This is a genomic window from Gemmatimonadota bacterium (genome assembly GCA_016712265.1).
Lineage (GTDB): Bacteria > Gemmatimonadota > Gemmatimonadetes > Gemmatimonadales > Gemmatimonadaceae > RBC101.
The window spans coordinates 1-20204 of the sequence record JADJRJ010000009.1 but is presented as its reverse complement, the minus strand read 5'-3'; the positions used below and the strand labels follow the sequence as shown (position 1 = coordinate 20204).

Here is a 20204-nt window from a genome sequence, read left to right as displayed (position 1 = left end):
GCTCTCAGTTAGTAGGTGGATGACACGACAGGGTTAGACGGCACAGACATTGCAGGCCAGGCGCTCGCGCGCGCGGCACACACTCCAAACGTCGAGCACAGCCGCGTGTTGCGGCCGTGGAGGTTGCGGCGCGCACACGAAGGCCTTCCACCCTCCCTGGAGTGCGCATGCTGTCAACCGTCACGTCATCCGCGCTTAGGCGAGGCGTCACCCGGGCGGGCGCAGCCCTGCTTGCCGCGCTGGCCACCACACGGGCGAGCTCCGCGCAGGTCGTCGTGGACATCGAGGTCACGCCCAATGGGCTTAGTGACGCGGTGCCTCGCCTGGAATTCAGTGGCGGACATAGCTTCAGCTTCACTCTCCGGAATTACGGCACCATTGGGGGCCCCGATGCACGCGTAACGTTCAGTTGCGGTGGCTCAGGGATCACCGTCACGACGTGCCCAGGGCAGGTCTTCGTTCCGCCGGCCGATGCACAGGACCCCCTCGGGGCCGTCAACGTGACGCTGGTGGCGACCATGGGGCTGGCACAAGCAGGCATGACGGTGACGCTGACCGCCTTTGCCGAAGCAAGCGTGGGCGGATCAACGTATGCGGACACAGCCTCTGGGTGGTGGGATCTCACCGCAGTCAAACCGGGGGTCGCGACCCTGGTTGGCTCACCGACCTTCAGCTACAACGGCAACAATCAGGTGGAGGTGGTCGTCGCGCCCGACGGCAGCGATGAAGGATACTTCTACGATGCCAAGGGGAATCTGAACCGGTATGACAACCAACTCGACCAGACCACGCTGTACACCAACAACGCCAACACCGGGCTCACCACCACAACCCTGATCCCGACCGGCACCAACGCGGGTGGCACTCCGCGCGAGAACACCACGCTCACGTACACCGAGCGCAATGACGTGCTGAGCAGTGTCACGACGGCGGCAGGCGGTGGTGGGACGAAGACCATCGCGAACGTGTACGACGCCGAGGACAATCTGCAGTCGGTCGCCCGCTCGTGGACCCCAAACCCCCAGAACATCGCGGTACAGACCACGTCGTACGTGTACGACAATGCCGACCGCGCCGTGTCCCAGTCGGAGTCGACGGGCGGCGCGCAATACACCAGCTATGACGCCGCCGGGAATGTCACCGGTGTCACGCTGCGTTCCGGCGGGGGTATGACCATGTCCTACGATGTCCTCAATCGGATGGTCTCACGATCGATCAGCGGACCAACCGCCTACAGCTATCCTACGCCGAACATCACGCCCGTGACCGGTGTGGAGAACGGCCCCTACAACTATTCAGCCTCATCCGAGTCGCAGAGCTTCACGTACCACGCCACCAACCAGGTCCTGACCGCAACGGGCCTCGACGCCGACATTGCCCGATCGTACCACTCGAGCGGGGCGCTCATGTCGGAAACCCAGGTGGTCAAGACTCGTTCCCGCACGGGGACGCCCCACACCTACTCGCTGAACTACGGCTACGACATCAACGGCCGCCGCACCAGCCTGCTGCTGAGCCCGACCACGTTGTTCACGGGCTCGGCCATGAGCTGGAGCTACACCTCGTGGGGTGCGCTCGCCGGGGTCACGGATATCGCCGGCAATTCCTTCAGCTTCACCTATAACGGTCGTGGCCTGCTGACCAACGTCAGCTATCCCGCGGGGATCGCCCAGACCCTGGGCTATGACCTCGCGGGTCGCCTGAACCTTGACCAGATCCTGCGCCCGGGGTCGACCGCCTTCCCGAACTTTGGGAGCACGACCATCCGGAACTTCAGCGTCGCCTCGCGGAACGCGCGGGGCCAGATCCTCAGCGCGAGTGATCAGGTGGCCTTCGCCGGCGGCGGGTATCCCAAGGGTACCTACAGCGGGTTTGGGTACCTGCTCACCGACTCCCTGGTCGCGAGCGGCTACAGCCTCGTGAATCAGACAACGCCGCTCTTTACCCAGAACGGAAGCTTCACGTACGACGGCCTGGGCAATCTCTTGACGAATAGTGGGGGCTGGTCCCTGCCGCCTCAGGCTGGCACCTTCGCGACCACAAACACGTACAATGCCGCCGGCCGTCTTGGGCTACAGGTCGCGAACGCGGGGTCAACGCCGACGTGGACGCAGTATGCCTACGACACGGCGGGGAACACCCGCTTCGAGACCACCACGCCCCCCGGGGGGGCGGCGGTGAGCGAGGAGCGGGCGACGTATTATCGGGGCGACGATCGGGTGGCGGCCGTGGATCGGCGGCTCTCGGGCCGGCGCACGTTGGAGGAGTTCCGCTACGACCCGCTGGGGCGGCGCGTCTGGGTGAGCACGAGCACGACCTGCGCGCCGACGACGGACGTGGGGTGTGTGACGAGTGGGGTGCGGCGCACGATCTGGGACGGGGATCAGGAGCTGGCCGAGATCCGGGCGCCGATCGATGGGGCGAGCTCGGAGGAGTTGGACAGCGGATTCCCGACGTATCAGGCCCCGTCCTCGACGTTGGACCCGAACCCCTTCTTCGGGCGGGTGGTGTACGGGCCGGGGCTGGGGGTGGACCAACCGCTGAGCGTGACGCGCTACGACTACAAGGACAACCCGTCGGGCGCGAGCCTGACGTGGCCGCGCTTCACGTTGCTGGTGTTCTGGGACGTGCGGGGGACGCCATTGCTGGGGCTGTTCAGCGACGGGGCGCAGTACCGGCCGTACACGGTGGCGGTGGGGCAGGCGGCGTGCCCGGCGCCGGGCGTGGCCACGGCGCAGCGGTGTGTGTACGTTACGTGGCCGTTCACGGCGGATCCGTATCGGCAGGTGCACGGGGGCTGTTGACGTTGAGCTGGCACGGGAGCCTGCTGCAGGAGAAGCGGGAGGCGGGGGGGCTGATCTATCAGCGGAACCGGCTGTACGACCCCAAGAGCGGGCGCTTCACGCAGGAGGATCCCATCGGCCTCGCCGGCGGCCTCAACCTCTACGGCTACGCCGGCGGCGATCCCGTCAACTTCTCGGATCCGTTTGGGCTTTTCGACATCGAGGTCCAAGGAGAGAACAGCAAGCGCATTGTGTCCTACCTGTTGCGCAACTCTTCGACGTTCCGCGACGCCTACAATCGTTTGGACCGCGACAAGTCGGTGCATCTGACCATCCGTGACGCGAACGACCCGTTGGGGGCTGGAGTCGAGAGGAACTCGTTCACCCTTGGCGCCGGCTGGAAGAGCGGAACGATCATCTTTAACGGCGTGGGATTGAATCAGGCGAACTTTGACCTGTTCTCGAAGGACCCAGGGTCGAAGTGGATGTTCACCGCTGCTTCGGTCATGGGGCACGAGATGGGGCACGCAAGCGCTTGGCTTGGGAAGGGCGCGGCCGCTTGCCGTAGCGACAGCCCGCCCGGATGCATTCTCAGATTCGAGAATCAGGTTCGCAGTCAACTACCCGCGAATGCCCAAGGCGGCACGCGCACGCGATACAACCCTTGACCCCAGCAAGTCATGACATGGCAGAGGGCCTCCCTGCAGAAGCTCAGTTGGGTAGTCGCAATGATGGCTTCAACAGGCTGCGAGCGGGCAATGTCGAACGAGTTCTGGCAGGCCGGCGCACGCTATGAGTTGCGAATCCTTGTTGCCGAGCGCCCCGCCCGGCTGCCCGGGGTCCCCGTTCCCCCCACGGATTCGCTTCGAGTTGCGATCGCGATTGAGTCCGTGATCGGCGACTCCCTGTTGGGACACTATCAAGGCGAACTTGACTCGCTTGGTGTTTTCACGGGTGATCTGACGATTGCGCCGAAACTCGTGGGAGGACGAACATGGCCCGACTCTTTCGCGCTCGTCCTCGCGCCCAACGTTATTGACGCAGAGGTCGCGATGATCGGTCGTGTGCGTGACGGTGTGGGATTAGGCACGTGGAGGCAATCGGCGCCTGCGGCGCCTGCCGGCAGATTTACAGTAAGAAGGATGCCGCGCTAGCACAAGAACATCAGCAACAGCCTAACCCTTAAGCGTCAGCTGCAGGGCGGCGGTATCGCTCTGTCAGCTGCACGCCTGGGTAGGCAAGAGCAGAGGATGTGAGACGGAAGCCCGGCCCTCGCGGTCGGGCTTTTGTTTTAGCGGCTGTGCAACTGCGGGCGGCCCGCGCGGTGGGGCTGCTCGGGGGTGCGCGTCGGGCGGTTACGCCTGCTGGAGGACGCCGTCGAGCATTGCGAGGACAGCCTGCTGCTGGGCTTTGGGGAGATGGCTCAGGCGCTCGTGCTGACGCTGGAGCCTGGGGACGTGCGGAACGGGGAGGCGGAGCTGGCCGACTTCGTAGTGGACGAGGGTCTGCTGGGCGATGCCGAGGTGGGTGGCCACGACTTGCTGGGTGAGGCTGGCGTCCTGGCGCAGGTGGGCCAGGCGGCGGCCCGGGTCCTTGCTGAACTGACGGTCGGTCGGGGTCATGGTCGGGGCGCTCCACGCGGTGGCTGAGGGCTGCATGATGGGGGCGGCGTCGGGGGCGGAGTTGACACGACTCTGATATGGGGTAATCAATGCAGGTTGCTACGTCGGACGCCCTGGCGGACCATCCGTGCACTTCCGTGATCCTGCGCCGGAACGCCGACGCGGGCCGCGACGAGCTTAACGCGCGTCGGTCGAGTCCCGGATCGCCGCCACCGAGTCCGCCGATGCCGTGCGCCCGAGTGCGCGTAACGCGTTCGCCAGGGCGACCCGCGCCTGCCGCGCGCGCCCGTCGGCCACGGTGAACGTGGCCTCGAGCAGTTGCGCGGCTTCGCGCAGGAGCGGTTCGGCCTCCGCCGGCCGTCGGAGCGCGAGGAGGCACTCCCCGAGCGGGAGCGCCGACGCGGCAATGTGCCAGTGTCCCTTGGGCAATCCTGCCGCGCGCACGCGATAGGCCGCGCGCAAGGGCGCCTCGGCTTCGCTCGCACGGCCCAACGCCAGCAAGGAGCGGCCGATTCCGGTCAATGCCGTGCCGCGCTGCGGATTGTTTGGCGGGAGGGTGGCTTCCTGGATGACCCTCGCCTCACGATACGCGGCGAGGGCTCCTTGCCAGTCCTGTTGGCGGAAGGCGAGATCACCGATCGCCGTGAACGACGCCCCGATGTACGGGTGGCTGCGACCGAAGTACGCCATCAGCATCTCATGCGATTGCAGGCGAACGACGCGCGATTCGTCGAGCCGCGCGAGGTTCGCCAGGATCCCGGCGAGGTTGCCGAGGGATGCCGCCGTCTCGGGATGCGGCTTCCCATGGACCGTTGCCTGGATGTCGATCGCCTCTTTGACGATCGGAATGGCCGCTTCATGCCGCCCAGCCAGCGAGTGCGTCCGCGCGAGATGATTCAGCGCGTTCGCGACGTCGAGGTTGCGACGCCCGCGCACCTGCGTGGCGACCACGACGGACTCCTCAAGCAAGGGCACCGCGTCATCGTACCGTGCCTGTGCGCGGAGCACGGCGGCCAGGGAGAGGAGATCGTTCGCCACCTCCATGGCGCTGTCGCCATGAACGACGCGCGCCATCGCGAGGGCGGCCCGCAGGTGTTGTTCCGCCTCCACGTATTCGCCCGTCTCATCGAGGGCGGTCCCGAGTCCTTCCAGCGCGGCCTCGGTGACGGCGTTGTCCCCGGGGGCAGCCACGCGCTGGATATCGAGAACGCGACGTTCGAGCGCCGCGGTCGAATCGTAGTTCCCGAGGGCATACTGGAGCGTGGAGTACTCGTGCAGGACCTGCGCGTAGGCTGACGAGGCAGGGCCGTGGGTGCGCGTGCGGATGGCGAGTGCGGTATCGAGGAGCGGTCCGGCCGAGTCGTAGGCGGCCAGGTTCCGGTAGACCGCCGCGAGCGCGATCGCGAGGGAGACGCGCACGTCGGGATCTGTGGTTTGCCCGGTGAGAATGCGCGTGGCGCCGCGATCGAGCATACCCCGTGCCGTGATCGTCTCCCCGCCACTGATGTTGGGGTCGGCGAGATTGAGCAGCTCCACCAATTCGTTGGTCGCCTGTTCGGCGGTGCGTTGGCCGGCCGCAGCGCGTTCGGCGGCGTCGCGGGCGCGGCCGGCCTGCACCAGGGAGGTGGCGGTGAGCGCGGCGAGGGCGAGGACCGCCGCCACCGAGGCGCCAACCCCCAGCGGGTGACGCCGGACAAACGACCAAGTGCGATATGCAGCCGTCGGGCGCCGTGCGAGGATGGGTTCGCGGGCGAGCCATCGCCGCAGGTCCTCGGCGAAATCGGCCGCCGTGCGATACCGCTGGGCGGCATCCACTTGCAGCGCCTTGCGTACAATGGTGTCCAGCTCGCCCCGCAGCTCGCGGGATCGTGCGGCCGGGGCGTGATGTGACGGTGGTGGGGCGGGGGTCGTGGTCACCCGCCGTTCGACCTCGGCCGCCGAGAGGCCGTCGAGGTCGTGCGGGGGGACACCGGCCAGCAGGCGAAACAGGATGACGCCGAGCGACCAGACATCGGACGCGGTGGTGATGACCCCGCCGCGCAGCTGTTCCGGGCTCGCGTAGGACGGGGTCATCGCCTGGTAGAAGGTGAGGTCGCGCCCCTCCCGCGAGTCGTCCACCAGCCGGGCGATGCCGAAGTCGAGAAGCTTGGGCGAGCCGTCAGCGGTGACAAGGATGTTGGCCGGCTTGAGGTCGCGATGGACGACGAACCCCTGGTGCGCATGCTGCACCGCGTCGCAGATCCGCTGCACCAGCGCGACGCGGGCGCGCACGTCCAGATGGTGGGCGTCGCACCAGGTGTCGAGCGGCTCGCCGTCGACATACTCCATGACAAAGTACGGCGTGCCGTCCGGGGCGGTGCCGCCATCGATGAGGCGCGCGATGCCCGGGTGGTCGAGCGTGGCGAGGAACTGGCGCTCGGCGCGGAAGCGCCGCTCGAGATCCGGAGTCGCCAGCGTACCGCGCAGGAACTTGATGGCGACCTGCGCCTGATATGCCTCATCTGCGCGTTCGGCGAGGTAGACGGTCCCCATGCCACCGACGCCAAGTGAGCGAAGCAGGCGCCATGGGCCGACTTCGGTGGGTGGGGGACCCGAGGGTGCCGAGACGACCGCCGCGATCGCCGACCCGATGACGTCGTGCGACGTGCGATCAGCGTCGAGGAGGGCCCGCAGTCGGGCCATCAACTCTGGCGGGAGATCGAGCGCCGCGAGCCGCTGTGCCTGCTCGTCGACCGGCAGGTCAGCCAGCTCGGCAAAGGCCGCCTCCAGGGCGACCCACGCGCTCCGGTCGTCTCCCTGTGCTTCGGTCACGTGGGGTCCTCCGGCGGACGCAGTTCGGTACGAAGCCACGCCTTGGCGAAGCGCAGGTCACGGTCCACGGTGGCTGCAGAGAGCTCGAGCGTCGATGCGATCTCGTCGTAGTTGAGCCCCCCGAAGTAATGCAGCTCCACGACGCGTGCCTTCCTGGGCTCGTGGACGGCGAGCCGTGTCAGGGCCTCGTCCAGTCCGATGACGTCGCTCACGGCCCCGTCCACGACGTGCAGCGCCTCGTCGAGTGACACGTGCGCAGCGCCACCACCGCGCTTGTCGCGTCGACGCGACTTGGGCATGGTCCACAAGGACCCGCCGCATCGTGGCCGCGACGACGGCGAAAAAGTGCACGCGATCGTTCCACTGGATGTCGGTGCCGGACAGCCGCAGGAAAGCTTCGTGAACCACGGCGGTCGGCTGGAGCGTGTGGCCGACCCGCTCGCCCTGCATCTGCCGCGATGCAAGGGCACGCAGTTCCTCGTACACCATGGGCATGAGGCGATCGAGGTCCACCTCATCGCCGACCTGCCAGGCGGGAGCACACGCGTGACGGTGTTCCCTTCGGACATCAATCGATCGCGTCGACGTTGGGCAAGCAGCAACGTCGCAAGGTACGCGCTGGGGCGCGCCTCCGCACCCGGTGCCGGCCAACGAGGAAGGGTCAACATGTCACTTCATAGAGCGACATCCGCGGCGTGATCCCTCATCGCCGCGAAATGAGGGAGTCGGCCCGGGAGCGTCGCTCTCTGGGGTGAGCAGGAAATCGTCCCCGGGCCTCAGCCATCCCCACCATGACCCGCCTCCTTCGCCTTACCGCCCTCGCCGGGCTCAGCGTCCTCGCCGCGTGCGGCACTGATTCCACCGGCCCCGACGGGGGCATCCCCAAGTCGCCCGACGCGGCGAAGATCGAGTCCATCATTACCGCCCTCCCCGGAGTGGGTCGACAACATGCCGTCCCAACGGGCACCGGTCGCCCGTCCGGCGGTGTTCCTGCGGGAAGCCCCGGGAGCGACTTCATGGACTACAAGTGCGACGTCTCCAACCTGAATACGGTCAAGCCATTCAACCGCGTGTTGTCGGCGGGGAGCAACCTGAGCAACCTCTATCCCGGGGCGCTGATCGAGGGGAAGACACTGCGCGGCGGGAGTCCAGCGGTGATCACCTCGCTGGCGCGGGCTCCGATGACGCTCCGCATCTCCCTCCCGCTCGGCAATCAGTCGATCGAGGTGAAGGACGTGAACAGCGTGACCATGGCGCAGGCCATCGCGGACCTGCAGCGTCGTGGCGCGACCGAGCAAGGGGTGAAGGACGTCATCCTGGCCAACATGGTCTTCGAGCTGACCGAGGCGAACACGTTCGATCAATCCATGACAGCGGTCGGCGTCTCCGCCGGCTACAGCAACCCGCTCAAGGGGATCGACGCGAGTGGGAACATCAACTCCAGCAACACGCGGAGCGTGAAGACCAACTCGGTGGTGGTGAAGTTCGTGCAGGAGATGTACACGATCAACGTGGCCGAGGACCTGTTGCCGAAGGGGTCGGACTTCTTTGCTGCGTCGGTTCGGGAGGCCGATCTCCAGGCACTGGTGGCGAGTGGCAAGTTCGGGCCGGACAACATTCCCCTGTACATCGAGTCGATCACCTACGGCCGGGCGCTGTTCTTCTCGGCGCGGTCGACCGACGTGATCGATGTCAATGAACTGAAGGCCGCGATGAACGTGGCGGGCGGAGCCTTCGGCGGCGGCGCGACCTCACCCAACGACAGCGCAGCCTGCTGTCCACGGCGAACTACCAGATCCTGCCGTTCGGTGGCCCGCAATCGGCCGCGACGGCCGCCATCGCCTCGCTTGACTGGAGCAAGTTCTTCGTGCCCGCCGAGGCGACTACCGCGGTCCCGATCGCCTTTACGGTGAAGACCTTGAAGGGGCGGCAGGTAGCCACGATCCACAACAACGTGGCGTACGACCAGCGAACGGGGTGCCGCGCGCCGGGGAGCTATACAGTGAACGTGAACCTGACGCGCGTGGAGCGGGCCTCGGGGTTCTGCCCTGGCATGTGCGTTTATCGCCCGGGTGGATGCGAGCTTCATGCAGGTTGGGGTGTTCGGACCCACGACGGGCCCCCAGAACTTCAATGTCACCCGCACCCGACCATCGCGCCGGGACAGAGCTTCAACCTCTGCTCCGAATTCGCGGAAGTGGCCGGCTGTATGCCATTCGGCTATCCCGGCGCGGTGAACGGAAACCTGAACAACATGAAGTCGATCGGGGACGGCAGCACCGTGACCTTCACGCCGACGGTCAACGCCCTCGGGGCCACGGGGAAGTTCACCTACCGGGTAACCAAACGCGCGAACTACCTGTAGCGCGGACCACGCGCGCTCTGGTACCCACGGGGGTGGTGCGGGAGGCACCATCCCCGTGTGGCGTTATGCCGGGTCGCGAAATGAACTCCGGGCGCGCGGTGTCGCGAGAACCGGCGCGGGGTGCCGACACCTGTGGAAACGCTCTCTGTGAGTGTTGCGCCTCGGGTGCTGTTGATGTCAGTCGCTGGATCCGCCCCAGGCATCGGCACGGTAGGGGCCAATCCTCGCTGCGGCGTGAGCCAGGACGGCAGCGACTTCTTCTGTGGTGAAGGCGTGAACGGCTTGAAGTCGAACGGATGCTGGCGCACGGTATCCCGGAAGGCCGCGATCTGGGGGTACATCGCGCTCATCCGCGGTGTCAGGCGCAAGGCGGTGCGCAGGACATCCTGAATCCTGACATCTGCGCCGAACGAGTAGGCGATGTACCGGGACCCGACCAGGTCCCAGAAGGGCGTGGTCTCCGGTCCTTCCTCGATCGCGTCATACTCGAGCGCGGTGCACATCAGGCCCCAGAGCACGTTCTCCTCCCGGCCAACCATGCTGCGCGTCGGTGAAGCGGGGGCTCGCTCCCAGTGCCTGAGGAATGCGCCGGACATGGCGTAGCCGGTCGGGAACCCTGAGCGCCAGAGGCGCAAGTTCAACTCCGTCCACTCGCCCCAGAATTCCGCCGGGGGTTGAACCCCCCAACGTCCAGGAACAGCCGTCGGTAGCCGGCCACCAGCATCCCCTGCACGGGCATGAACCGCATGCCGTGCGCGTCCACGCTGGGCGTCGACGCCCGTGGCTTGAACAACTGGTCGGTGTCCTCAACGTAGGAACGGAGTCCCACGCCAGCCACGGGCAGACGGCGGAGCTCCTCTTCCACGGAGGCGAGGACGTCGCCGTGCAGGGGAGAGGTCGTCATCCGCAAAGGCCACCAGCGGCGTCTTGCAGTGATTGAGCTGCTGGATCCGCGCGGCGCCAATGGTCGGGTTGGCCGGGTTGAAGTAGACGTTGAGCTGCAATCCCGTCACGAGGCCGCGCACCCGTTCCTCGACGTCAGCTGGTGCCTCGCGGGTATCCCGGTTGTAGATCACGTCGACGACAGAACCCGGCCGCGCCGGGGAGCGCAGCGATGGAGGCGAGGAGCGTCTGAGGTACGACTCCCGTTCGGGAATCGTGAGGACGCTGATGGTCCAGCGAGGGCGCGTGGGCTTCATCGTGGTGTGGTCGCCTCCCGCCCCAGCACGCGAACCACGGTACGCCACCCCCGGATGCCACGGGCGCCCAGTCGAGTGACGCCCGGCAAGGCGGCAAGCTCCGGTGCCAGGTGCCGTCGGGACGACGAATCACGAACCCTCGACCAACGGCTCGCAGCAGGGGCACATCGTTGTCCTCATCGCCGACGGCGGCGACCGCGGGCGGCGTCTCGCCCCCGAGGTGATGCAGGAGCGCCGCCGCGCCGCTGCCCTTGTCCGCATTGCCCGTGAGCGCCTGCCGGGAGCCTCCCGAGGCAACCGTCAGGCCCTGCGCCCGCAGGTCCGCCACGAGCGGGCCGGTGGAGGTCACGGGGCGCCCGGCGCTGGACGAAACAGGACGGAACAGCGACGGTCGAGGCCGGAGACACCGTGTCCTGCTCCACCATCGATACCTTGGTGCGCAGCGCGGCGTCAATCAGCTGCCGACGGAGGCTGTCAGCGGGAACGCCCAACCGCACCACAATCCATCCCTCGCCGTCGTACGTCGCCGGCTCACCGATGAGGTTGCCCGCGCTCACTGCGGGGCAGGCCACGACGGCTCCATTTTCTGCCACCACTGGCCCGGTAATGCCAAGGTCGCGCTGTACCGGGACGAGTTCGCCGACCGTCCGGCTCGAGGCGAGCACGATCTGCAGGGCGGGCAGGTATGGCTCCAGCGCGAGCGGGCCCATGGCGTATTTGCCGGCGGGATCCAGCAGGGTGCCGTCGACGTCGGAAAACAGCACGACGCGCGTCACGATGCCGCCTGTTGGTTCGTCGCCGCGCGGCGCGGCCCGACACAACCGCTGGAACCAGAAGGCCGAGTCCTTCCATGTCCGACGCTGCGTGGCGAAGTCGACGTGGATGAGGCCGAACCGCGGCCGATAACCCGACGCCCATTCGAAGTTGTCGTAGAGGCTCCATACGTGATAGCTCCGGACGTGTGCCCCGTCCTGGCAGCCCGTCGCACCGACTCGACGTGGCTCTGTGTGATAAGCAATGCGTGCTTCAGTCCCGGATGCGACCGTCGGGGTCCGGCGTTTCGTCAAAGGCGCAGCCGCTTTCGCACACCTCCAGCGGGATGCGGCCGTAGAGCCGGGTGAGCTCCATCAGCACGTCGTAGAGTGCCTTGGGCCACACCTCCCATCCCATCGCCGTTCGGTTCCCCTCACTGCGACCAAAGGCGCTCTCGATTGGGGCGACCTGTCCCGGCGCCGTGCTGAAGTCGGCGGACCGCCGGCGCTGCGTGTGTCGGATCGGATATCAAAGAGGAAGTAGGGCAGGTCGGGGACGGTTATGGCCTCCCGCACTCACCACGAGCCGGTAGTAGCAGTTGACGCCGATGAAGTCGAGCGGGGTACGCATCAATGCGTCATCGCCTGATCTGGCGTGCAATGCGGCAGCGGGGATGCTCTCGAGAAAGGCGCGTGGGTACTGGCCGTTGAGGAGGGGCTGGAGGAAGAGGTGGTTGAAGAGGGCGTCCGCGTAGCTTGCTGCCCACCGGTCGTCCGGCGTGTTGGTCGCCGGTTCGCAGGGGGCCAGGGCAAAGGTCGAGCCCACGCGCACGTCGCTTCGGGCACCCTTGGCGGCCCGAAAGCCGAGGGCATGGGCCATGGTCACCACATGCACGGCCGAGAGGAAAGCGGGCAGGCTGCGGCGGCCAGGCGCATATCGCCCGAATAGGTATCCGCGCGACGTGAAGATGAAGGGCCTCGTTGAAGAGCGACCAATCCCCTGACCCGGTCTCCCAGCGCGCCGACCACCAACGCGGCGTAGTCGGCGAACCGGTCCGCGGTGTCGCGGTGGGGCCACCCGCCGCGATCCTCCAACGCCTGGGGAGGTCCCAGTGGTACAGTGTCCCAAACGGGCGAATGCCTGCTTCGCACAAGCCATCGACCAGCCGGTCATAAAAGGCGAGGCCTGCGGCGTTCGCCGCGCCGCGCCCCGTTGGCTGGATGCGCGGCCATGCCACGGAGAACCGGTAACTCGACAGCCCCAGTTCACGCATGAGCCTGACGTCGTCCTGCCAGCGGTGGTAATGGTCGCACGCGTGTCGACCGTCCTCCCCACGTTCGATCGCGCCCGGCTGGCCGGCAAACGTGTCCCAGATCGATGGACCGCGCCCATCCGCGTCGTGGGCACCCCTCGATCTGGTACGCCGAGGTGGAGACGCCCCCAGTGAAAATCCGTCGGCAGCTCGCTCCCGCGCTCTTCCTGTGTCGGCGCGCTGGACGCCGGGTCTCGATGCATGAAGGGGGTATGGGGTCCCTGGATGCGCGATCGTTCAAGGGGGCAAGGCTGGGTCGGTTGGGGGACGAGCGGCGCCACCCCTTCATCGGGCGCGTCGCCGGCTACAATCAAGTCAGGCCTCGCCGCCGGCGCGCAGCAGCAGTCCGGGGATGATCGTGTTCAGGACCGTATAGAAGACCAGTGCCCCAAACAACCACGGGGAAAGGACGAAGCGTTCACGCAGGATCTCCGCGATCACGAGCGTGAACACCAGTGTGGGAGGAGTGGGTGGACACCCGCACGGCGTCGCGCCACTGCTCACGCAGCGCCATGCGACGCAGCAATGCCGTGGTGACCACCCGCAGCGGCACGGCCACCACCAGGAGTCCGGCCCCAACCGCGAAGGTCGTCCAGGCCAGGTCGCTGCGCTCGAGGTGCAGCCCGGCCTTGAAGAAGTAGAACGGCACGAAGAACGACGCAAAGACCTCTACCGCGTGCAGCATCTTTCCGACGCCAGCGCCGGAAGTTCGCGCCGGAATCGCTGCGCCGAGACGCCCACGAGGAAGGCGCCGACCAGATAGTACACTCCGAGTCGTCGGGTGACGAAGGCACAGACCAGTGCGACGATCACGAGGAAGGCGAATTCGGACTTTGGCGCAAAGGGCAGGATCGTGCGCGCGAACAAGAGAAACGCGAGCGGGACCACGACCACCAACCCCCCTAGCGTCAGAAAGGAGATCCCCAGGCGCTGGATGTCATCGCCCCGGAGCACGACGAACAGCACCGCGAGGGCCACCAGCTCGGTCGAGATCGCCTTGGACTTCACCCAGAACTGCTCGCGTCCGCTGAGCCCAAAGCTTGGGAGGGAGTCCAGGATGAACCCCGTGGAGGGAGTGAGGAGGGGCCAGCGCCACCAGGGCGGCCGCGCGCCCAGCGGCACCAGGCTGGCCAACATCCAGGTAACCACGCCAAGCAGGACAAGCTGAATCCCCAGGTGCCAGGTGAGCACCGTCATCTCCCGTTGCAGCTCGCGAAAATCCACTTCGAGACCGGCGAACAGAAAGAGCGCCACGATCCCCAGCGTGGCGAAGAGCTGGATCGTGGCGTCCTGCGTGAAGAGGTGGAGGCCGAGCGACACGAACGCCCCGAGCGCGAGACTGGTGACCGCACTCGGCAGGCGATACCGCTGCAGGAACTTCGGCACCACAAACAACCCGAAGACCAGGCAGGTAGTAGGCGAGTTCCGGGGTTGCCTCGTCGGCCATCGGTCACCTTGCGGAACGCGGGGGAATCAGGGAAGGCCGAGCCCCGGTCCGGATCGTTGGGCCAGGTCGGCGATGACATAGGGTAACACGAGATACTTGGAAATCCAAGTATCTTGTGCTATTGTCACCGTGTTGCCAGCGAAAGTCTCCCGATGTTTGGCGAGAACGTTCCTGGCCCGTCCTGTCCCATGTCCAACCGGAATGTCCAAACCGCCCGCGGAACCGACCGTCGATCATCAGCTGGGGCCCGTGCTGGACTTCCTGCGTCTGTTATGGCGGGGTGAACCACGCCATGGAGCGTCGGTCGCGACATGCAGGGGCGCCTTGGGGTCACCGCGCCGCAACGGATGGTGATTCGCCTGGCTGGTCGATTCCCCGACGCAACGGCCTCCGAACTGGCGGCGCTGCTCCACCTGGACCCCGGAAGCCTGTCCAGCTTGCTCGCGCGGCTCGAGGAGGCAGGGCTCCTGAATCGTACCGCGGATCGCCACGATCGACGCCGGATCCGCGTGTCCTCACACGGCGTGGTCGTCGACTCACAGGGGACACGGAGGAGACGGTCGAGTCCGCCGTCACCGCCGTCCTCGCCGAGAGCGACCCCGAGGATATCCGACGCGTCCATGCGCTCTCATGTCGGCACTGGCCGAACACCTTGCCGCACCGAAGGAGCCTGGAGCTGCCGCCGAAACGCCGCGCCCGCGCGGTCCAACCGAACAGACGGGGGGGGGATATGACAGGACAGAGGAAGTCAACCAATGCGCGAGGCCCGATGGGCGTCGACGCCTTCCGGCAGGCCCGTGGCGAACGCGGCAAGACGGCCACAGCCGAGACACCGGTGACCATTCGAGACAACGGGCCGGACGAGACGTTGGAGTCCGCGCGTCTTCGCGACGCCCCCGGTCGCAACCTGGGGAAGTACGCGACGCGACTGACGCGGGTCCTCGTTGCCAGAAGCGAGTGAGTGGCCCGGTGGGCGCTCCCAAGGTGCGCGCAACGGTGACCGTGACCACCGTCTCCCTCGGCGTAGTCGTGGTGACCGCCACCGGGGCACCAGCTGGGCGGCTGCCAGCGCAGCGATTCGATCGTGAATGAACGCGTTGCGGCGCCGCGTCGAGCGTGCGCGAACGACCCGAACCTAGGAGTACCGAACCAGGTCCAGAGCCAGGCACCATGGACGCAAGCCTGAGGGAGTGGGGCGGCCGGGTCGGATCGAGCAAACTCTTCGTGCTCGTCGCCGCGGCATTCGGCGTCGAGGCGACGCAGGGGACGGTCAAGCTTGCCTCGGCCACGTTCCACCTTGTGGAGGCACCTACGCTGCGGGTCGCACTGACCCAACCAGAACGCCCGGCGTCGTGACCGCAGGCAGGGTCCAGCCTCGCAGGTATGTTCTTCCCGTCGTTCCGCCCCCAGCTTGCCGTCCATGAATTCCGAGCTCGCGTTCATCCTGCTCTTTTGCGTGGCCACCGCCGTTGCCCTGCTGGTGAGGCACTTCCGCATTCCCTATACCGTTGCCCTCGTCCTCGCCGGACTCGGGCTTGGGGCGCTGCGCTGGATCGACGCCCCGCACCTGACGCAGGAGTTGCTCTTTGCCGTCTTCCTGCCTGGCCTGCTGTTCGAGGCGGCATACCACATCAGGTGGCACCGGCTGCGCGAGAACGCCCGCGTCATCCTCGCGCTTGCGGTGCCCGGCGTGGTGGCGGCGATCGGAGTTACCGGCGTCATCACCGCGTGGATCGTGCGCGGGCTCGAGGTGGATCCCACCTTCATGCTCAGCCAGGGCTGGTGTTCGGCGCCCTCATCGCCGCGACTGACCCCATAGCGGTTGTTGCCCTATTTCGAACGCTGCATGTGCCGTCGCGCCTCAGCCTTCTGGTGGAGGGGGAGAGCCTGCTCAACGACGGCACCGCGATCGTGCTCTTTGCCCTGATCCTCGCCACGGTCACCGGCGGACGACCACCGTGAGTGCGCTGACGGCGCAGTTCCTTCCACCACGGCCGGTGGCGCTCTGATCGGGGTGGCGGTTGGATTGGCCGCGTCGCACGTCACCAAGCGGGTCGACGAGCCCACCATCGAGATCACCTTGACGGTCACCGCAGCCTACGGCGCGTTTGTGGCCGCCGAACAGGTACACGCGTCGGGGGTGATCGCCACCGTGGCGTCGGGGCTGGTGTGCGGCAATGTCGGTCCGGGACGAGGGCATGTCGCCCACTACCCTTCTCCGCGGTGGAATCGTTCTGGGAGTCTTGCCTTTGCGCTCAACAGCATCGTGTTTCTGCTGATCGGATTCGAGGTCTCGTTGGGTGGCCCGCCTCCTACTGGCGCGAGATCGCGGTGGCGACGGTCGCGATGCTCGCTGCCCGGTTCTTCGTCGTGGCCGCGGTCACGGTGCTGCTTGCGTCGGACCAACGAAGCTGTGCCGCGATGGGTGGACCACGGTCCTCGCCCGGGGCGGATCCGCGGCGGGTTGTCCATCGTGCTCGCCCTTGGGCTCCCGCGTGACTTGCCGCATCGGGAACAGCTGATCACGATGACGCTTGGTGCTGGTGCTCTCGTCGATTCTCCTCCAGGGAATGACCATGGCCCCCTGTTGCGCCGGCTGGGACTCGTCCCGAAAGAATGGGACCACATCGCGCTGGAACGGGCGCGCGCCGAGGTGCGGTGTCGCGACGGGCGCGCTCCAGGGAGATCGATCAACCTCGGGGTCCGCCACGTTGTCAGCGACGGCGACGCCGAGGCGTTCCGCGCACCCCTACCGGCATCGCCTCGACGCCGCGCGAGGGCCATCGGACACCTCGGCCGTCAGGCCGGGCGATGGGCGAGACCGCCATGCATTGCGGGCACCTTCTGGCCCTGGCAGGCCCGACTGGTGGGAGGGCTATCGCGCGGATGAGATCTCCAGCGAAGTTCATGAGGGAGTTGACGCGCAGGGTCGCCGGTCGGCGCATACAACTCGAAACGCATGGGGTCGAGGCGCTTCCCACGTCCGCACGGCTCCGCGTCGCCGGAACCCGGGGGCCCACCCAGACGTGAGGTGTAGCGACCGCACGGCTCCCCGGCCGGTGGGACGCGACCACCGGGGAGGACGATACCAATCCGCCACGAGACCGATGACGCGCGCAGAACAGGCAGAGGTCGAGGCCAGACCCAGGACGGGGACCCGGAGTGCCATCGTGCGCCTGCGGGCCGCCCTGCGTCCCCTGTATCGGCTCAGCGACACCGACGAGGAAGGGGCGGTTCGGCAGATCGTCAGCCAGATCGAGTTCACGGGGGCAACCTGGCTGCCCTCGTGCTTGCGATCGTCGTCGCGCGTCCGTCGGGCTGAATGTCAACTCCACGGCGGTCATCATTGGCGCCATGCTGATTTCGCCGTTGATGGGTCCCATCATGGGGCGGGCCTTGGGCCGGGGCATCAACGACCTGGTGCTGGTGCGGCGCTCGGTGCGCAACCTGACGATCGCGGCATCGGCAAGCCTCGTGACGTCGGCGCTGTACTTCCTGATTCTCCTCCGCGGCCGAAGCGCAATCCGAGCTGCTTTCGCACGAACGCGGCCCACCATTTACGACGTGCTCGTCGCCCCTCGCTGGCGGGAGCGCAGGGATCATCGCGGTCACGCGTAAGGGGGACCGGGCAACGTCATCCCGGGCGTGGCGTGCGACGGCCTCATGCCGCCCCTTTGCACGGCCGGGTTTGGGCTGTCCATCGAACTTCTCGTTCTTCTTCGGGGCCCTGTACCTGTTCGTCATCAACTCGGTCTTTGTTTCGCGACCCTCTCGGTCTGGCGACTCTCCTCGGCTTTCAGCGCGTTGAAGCGCTGGATCCGGAGGGAGTGGGGGGCGCCGGCGCTCCTGTTGAGGCCTACGCTGGGATTGACGATCCTGCTGAGTGTGTACGTCGGCTGGCAGGTGGTGCGGGAAACGCGCTTCGGAGTCCGCGGCGCGGCGGTTTGTGGAGGAGTCCCCGGTATTTCCGGACCGCTCGGTGGTGTCCGAAGATTGTCCACGGGCAGACTTCGTCGGCGATCGAAACAACGATCCTAGGACGCCCACTTTCGCCGGAGACGGTGGACAACCTGCGCCTGCGACTGGCCAACTACGGGCTGGATCGGGCGCGCCCGGTGATCACCAGCCGGACGAAGGGACAGCGATGGCGCCCGAACAGTTAGGCCAGATGGTGCGTTCGGGGATCCTCGAGGATCTCTATACGCGAAATGAGGCGGCGCTAAAGTCCGTGACGCAATCGCACTGTTGGAGGGCGAGTGCCTCCCGCGGAGCGCAGTGGCCGCTCGGCGACGTTGCGCGGGAGCTCGGCGCTCTACCCGGATGTACGCCCATCCAGGGTGGGGCCCGCCGTCCAGGGCGGCGAGGGGCGGTCGCGGGAGACACCGCCCAGACCGCGGTGATTGCCTGTGCGGCTGCGGGTGCTCTGACCGCCGACGAGTCAGAGACCTTCCCCGTCCAGCGCCTGCGTCTGGACTCGCTTCGCGTGGCCCACTCCGCGCCCCCCGCAGCCCGTGATCCGGAAGCCCGTCGTTCCCAGGTCCCACCCGGCTGTCGGTCCGAGGTCGCGGACGCCAATGATCCGCAGCTTCGGAGGCGTATGCCTTGCTCGGGCGAACGTTTCACTCGTCGGAGCGTGTCTCCTGGCGGACTCGCAGGCCACCTCGAGGAAGGCCGCTGGCGGGTCTGACCGACCTTGCGTGGCATTTGTTGATCGCCGTGCGGGCGCAAGGTTGTGGGCTTGGCGACCGGGACCTATTTCGGAGCCTGAATGTGGGGACGGTGGGGTACCCCGATTGACCCCTGATGCGCTCGGGTGGGCTGGCCCGCGTTTGTGCTAAAGCTATGCCGTGCTTCGAGCGCGACGCGCGCAGGCTGGGTGTGGTGCGTTCGGGAGCTCCTGTGAGGCCAGCGGGAGAACCCGCGTGGCATTGCGCCTTCGCGCGTCGGTCAGTGTCCTGCTCAACTTTCCCGCTTTCCAACCACGGTCGCGCCTGAGAGGACGACCCGTCGTCGTTCTACCTTATCACGAGGCTATCACCGGCCCGCGCCACCCTACCTCGCGCGGCGAGAGAGTTGCGCCGCGATCCTACGCCATCTGGCGGCGAGGGTATCGCATCGCGCGCCCTTGGAGCGTCCGGCTTATCGCCTGGATGATGCGCGCGCTGGCCACGCGGCGTCGCAGCTCGGGCCGGTCACTTTCCCATTCCCGCCGCGCGATGACTGCCGACTGCCATAGCACCTGAACAATCCGCCACCAGACAGGAAGCGTGTCCTCGCCAGCAGTTTGACAAGCCGCAGCCGTCTACGGCTGAGAACCGGGTGGACTATGCCCGGTCCCTACCGGTTACCCTAGAGCCCACACTGCCTGAGCACGCCCGGGGTGGTAGCGCTATCTTCGAGATCATCCCGAACCGTGGGGGTGGTCGCCGGGGTCAGCTATACCAACTATCGGGAGCGTACGGCTCCGGACTGGGTCGACTTCCTGCCGCCGGGCTGTTGAAGGCGTTGAAGCCGTACCCGGTGGTGAACCTTCATCCGCACGACTGGCGCTCGGCAGGTGGTCTACGACCCCGCGGAGGAGTTCGACGTCCCGGTCGTGATTCACCTGGGGACACCTACTCCCGGCCCGCGGAAGTGTTCCGCCATTCCCATCCCCTCGAGATCGATGAGGGGGCGGTGGATCACCCGAACGAAGCTCGTGATCCGCTACCTCGGGAACCCGTGGTGACCGATTGGAAGCGGAAGTGGCCTACAAGAACCCGAACGTCTACGCGGATATCTGGGCTGCGGCTATAGGGGAGTTCATCAAACAGGCGCCCCGGAGGACCACATATCGGAAGAGATCTGCGACGTCATCCCGCGGCCGCCGGGGATCTGAAGCGTTTCCTGTATGGGGCACCGGACTGGCCGAT

General features: G+C 66.9%; 22 protein-coding genes and 1 pseudogene. 11 read left to right on the top strand and 12 right to left on the bottom strand.

Annotation, left to right across the window (positions count from 1 at the left end; genetic code table 11):
* The first annotated feature begins 2002 nt into the window (after positions 1 to 2002).
* Complete coding sequence (locus tag IPK85_01060; GenBank protein ID MBK8245984.1) at positions 2003 to 3451, top strand: RHS repeat-associated core domain-containing protein; 1449 nt, start codon at positions 2003 to 2005, stop codon at positions 3449 to 3451.
* Positions 3452 to 4138: 687 nt separating this feature from the next.
* On the opposite strand, the gene IPK85_01055 is transcribed toward IPK85_01060, so the two are convergent.
* The 3 genes from IPK85_01055 to IPK85_01045 all read right to left on the bottom strand — a co-directional run bounded on the left by IPK85_01055 (position 4139) and on the right by IPK85_01045 (position 7515).
* Entirely contained in the window at positions 4139 to 4441 is a 303-nt protein-coding gene (locus tag IPK85_01055) for a helix-turn-helix domain-containing protein (GenBank protein ID MBK8245983.1), read from the bottom strand.
* A gap of 141 nt (positions 4442 to 4582) precedes the next feature.
* Positions 4583 to 7216: a serine/threonine protein kinase gene (locus tag IPK85_01050; GenBank protein MBK8245982.1), complete on the bottom strand. Its 2634-nt coding sequence runs from the start codon at positions 7214 to 7216 to the stop codon at positions 4583 to 4585.
* Entirely contained in the window at positions 7213 to 7515 is a 303-nt protein-coding gene (locus IPK85_01045) for a hypothetical protein (GenBank protein MBK8245981.1), read from the bottom strand. The genes IPK85_01050 and IPK85_01045 overlap by 4 nt, the downstream gene beginning before the upstream one ends.
* Between IPK85_01045 and IPK85_01040 the strand changes: the two genes are divergently transcribed.
* The 3 genes from IPK85_01040 to IPK85_01030 all read left to right on the top strand — a co-directional run bounded on the left by IPK85_01040 (position 7514) and on the right by IPK85_01030 (position 9581).
* Complete coding sequence (locus tag IPK85_01040; GenBank protein ID MBK8245980.1) at positions 7514 to 7915, top strand: hypothetical protein; 402 nt, start codon at positions 7514 to 7516, stop codon at positions 7913 to 7915. The two genes, IPK85_01045 and IPK85_01040, sit on opposite strands and share 2 nt — an antisense overlap.
* A gap of 92 nt (positions 7916 to 8007) precedes the next feature.
* Positions 8008 to 9129, top strand: a complete 1122-nt coding sequence (locus IPK85_01035) for a thiol-activated cytolysin family protein (GenBank protein MBK8245979.1) — start codon at positions 8008 to 8010, stop codon at positions 9127 to 9129.
* Positions 9126 to 9581: a hypothetical protein gene (locus IPK85_01030; GenBank protein ID MBK8245978.1), complete on the top strand. Its 456-nt coding sequence runs from the start codon at positions 9126 to 9128 to the stop codon at positions 9579 to 9581. The genes IPK85_01035 and IPK85_01030 overlap by 4 nt, the downstream gene beginning before the upstream one ends.
* On the opposite strand, the gene IPK85_01025 is transcribed toward IPK85_01030, so the two are convergent.
* From IPK85_01025 to IPK85_00985, 9 genes are all read right to left on the bottom strand, one after another.
* On the bottom strand, positions 9572 to 10177 hold the full coding sequence (locus tag IPK85_01025; GenBank protein ID MBK8245977.1) for a hypothetical protein: 606 nt from the start codon (positions 10175 to 10177) through the stop codon (positions 9572 to 9574). The genes IPK85_01030 and IPK85_01025 overlap by 10 nt on opposite strands.
* 41 nt (positions 10178 to 10218) lie before the next feature.
* Positions 10219 to 10485: a hypothetical protein gene (locus IPK85_01020; GenBank protein MBK8245976.1), complete on the bottom strand. Its 267-nt coding sequence runs from the start codon at positions 10483 to 10485 to the stop codon at positions 10219 to 10221.
* Positions 10388 to 10780: a hypothetical protein gene (locus IPK85_01015; GenBank protein MBK8245975.1), complete on the bottom strand. Its 393-nt coding sequence runs from the start codon at positions 10778 to 10780 to the stop codon at positions 10388 to 10390. Before IPK85_01015 ends, IPK85_01020 begins: the two co-directional genes overlap by 98 nt.
* A gap of 176 nt (positions 10781 to 10956) precedes the next feature.
* Positions 10957 to 11847: a family 1 glycosylhydrolase gene (locus IPK85_01010; protein MBK8245974.1), complete on the bottom strand. Its 891-nt coding sequence runs from the start codon at positions 11845 to 11847 to the stop codon at positions 10957 to 10959.
* Positions 11807 to 11950, bottom strand: a complete 144-nt coding sequence (locus IPK85_01005) for a hypothetical protein (protein ID MBK8245973.1) — start codon at positions 11948 to 11950, stop codon at positions 11807 to 11809. Before IPK85_01005 ends, IPK85_01010 begins: the two co-directional genes overlap by 41 nt.
* Before the next feature lie 220 nt (positions 11951 to 12170).
* Positions 12171 to 13079, bottom strand: coding sequence for a family 1 glycosylhydrolase (locus IPK85_01000; protein MBK8245972.1), 909 nt, complete (start codon positions 13077 to 13079; stop codon positions 12171 to 12173).
* Positions 13080 to 13160: 81 nt separating this feature from the next.
* Positions 13161 to 13298, bottom strand: coding sequence for a hypothetical protein (locus IPK85_00995; GenBank protein ID MBK8245971.1), 138 nt, complete (start codon positions 13296 to 13298; stop codon positions 13161 to 13163).
* Positions 13264 to 13530 (bottom strand): hypothetical protein, encoded by a 267-nt coding sequence (locus IPK85_00990; GenBank protein MBK8245970.1) that lies wholly within the window; start codon positions 13528 to 13530, stop codon positions 13264 to 13266. Before IPK85_00990 ends, IPK85_00995 begins: the two co-directional genes overlap by 35 nt.
* Positions 13515 to 14231 carry a cation:proton antiporter gene (locus IPK85_00985; protein MBK8245969.1) on the bottom strand — a complete coding sequence of 239 codons (717 nt, stop codon included), beginning with the start codon at positions 14229 to 14231 and terminating at the stop codon, positions 13515 to 13517. The genes IPK85_00990 and IPK85_00985 overlap by 16 nt, the downstream gene beginning before the upstream one ends.
* Positions 14232 to 14603: 372 nt before the next feature.
* Here IPK85_00985 and IPK85_00980 point away from each other — a divergent pair, with 372 nt between their 5' ends.
* The 7 genes and pseudogenes from IPK85_00980 to IPK85_00950 all read left to right on the top strand — a co-directional run bounded on the left by IPK85_00980 (position 14604) and on the right by IPK85_00950 (position 18100).
* Entirely contained in the window at positions 14604 to 15026 is a 423-nt protein-coding gene (locus tag IPK85_00980; GenBank protein ID MBK8245968.1) for a MarR family transcriptional regulator, read from the top strand.
* Between the two features lie 35 nt (positions 15027 to 15061).
* Positions 15062 to 15253 carry a hypothetical protein gene (locus tag IPK85_00975; GenBank protein MBK8245967.1) on the top strand — a complete coding sequence of 64 codons (192 nt, stop codon included), beginning with the start codon at positions 15062 to 15064 and terminating at the stop codon, positions 15251 to 15253.
* Between the two features lie 209 nt (positions 15254 to 15462).
* Complete coding sequence (locus IPK85_00970; GenBank protein ID MBK8245966.1) at positions 15463 to 15648, top strand: hypothetical protein; 186 nt, start codon at positions 15463 to 15465, stop codon at positions 15646 to 15648.
* Positions 15649 to 15712: 64 nt separating this feature from the next.
* Positions 15713 to 16111, top strand: coding sequence for a cation:proton antiporter (locus IPK85_00965; protein MBK8245965.1), 399 nt, complete (start codon positions 15713 to 15715; stop codon positions 16109 to 16111).
* A complete protein-coding gene (locus IPK85_00960; protein ID MBK8245964.1) occupies positions 16075 to 16254 on the top strand; it encodes a cation:proton antiporter in 180 nt (59 codons plus the stop codon). The genes IPK85_00965 and IPK85_00960 overlap by 37 nt, the downstream gene beginning before the upstream one ends.
* Positions 16255 to 16306: 52 nt before the next feature.
* Positions 16307 to 17182 carry a cation:proton antiporter gene (locus tag IPK85_00955; protein MBK8245963.1) on the top strand — a complete coding sequence of 292 codons (876 nt, stop codon included), beginning with the start codon at positions 16307 to 16309 and terminating at the stop codon, positions 17180 to 17182.
* A 217-nt stretch (positions 17183 to 17399) separates the two neighbouring features.
* Positions 17400 to 18100, top strand: a pseudogene (locus IPK85_00950) (DUF389 domain-containing protein).
* Positions 18101 to 20204: the final 2104 nt, after the last annotated feature.

Excerpts from the sequence above, each read along its gene's own strand:
- IPK85_01055 (MBK8245983.1), bottom strand. The coding sequence starts at position 4,441 with ATGCAGCCCTCAGCCACCGCGTGGAGCGCCCCGACCATGACCCCGACC.
- IPK85_01040 (MBK8245980.1), top strand. The coding sequence starts at position 7,514 with ATGGTCCACAAGGACCCGCCGCATCGTGGCCGCGACGACGGCGAAAAA.
- IPK85_01045 (MBK8245981.1), bottom strand. The coding sequence starts at position 7,515 with ATGCCCAAGTCGCGTCGACGCGACAAGCGCGGTGGTGGCGCTGCGCAC.
- IPK85_01035 (MBK8245979.1), top strand. The coding sequence starts at position 8,008 with ATGACCCGCCTCCTTCGCCTTACCGCCCTCGCCGGGCTCAGCGTCCTC.
- IPK85_01025 (MBK8245977.1), bottom strand. The coding sequence starts at position 10,177 with ATGTCCGGCGCATTCCTCAGGCACTGGGAGCGAGCCCCCGCTTCACCG.
- IPK85_01020 (MBK8245976.1), bottom strand. The coding sequence starts at position 10,485 with ATGACGACCTCTCCCCTGCACGGCGACGTCCTCGCCTCCGTGGAAGAG.
- IPK85_01015 (MBK8245975.1), bottom strand. The coding sequence starts at position 10,780 with ATGAAGCCCACGCGCCCTCGCTGGACCATCAGCGTCCTCACGATTCCC.
- IPK85_01005 (MBK8245973.1), bottom strand. The coding sequence starts at position 11,950 with ATGGGATGGGAGGTGTGGCCCAAGGCACTCTACGACGTGCTGATGGAG.
- IPK85_00990 (MBK8245970.1), bottom strand. The coding sequence starts at position 13,530 with ATGCTGCACGCGGTAGAGGTCTTTGCGTCGTTCTTCGTGCCGTTCTAC.
- IPK85_00980 (MBK8245968.1), top strand. The coding sequence starts at position 14,604 with ATGCAGGGGCGCCTTGGGGTCACCGCGCCGCAACGGATGGTGATTCGC.
- IPK85_00975 (MBK8245967.1), top strand. The coding sequence starts at position 15,062 with ATGGGCGTCGACGCCTTCCGGCAGGCCCGTGGCGAACGCGGCAAGACG.
- IPK85_00970 (MBK8245966.1), top strand. The coding sequence starts at position 15,463 with ATGGACGCAAGCCTGAGGGAGTGGGGCGGCCGGGTCGGATCGAGCAAA.
- IPK85_00965 (MBK8245965.1), top strand. The coding sequence starts at position 15,713 with ATGAATTCCGAGCTCGCGTTCATCCTGCTCTTTTGCGTGGCCACCGCC.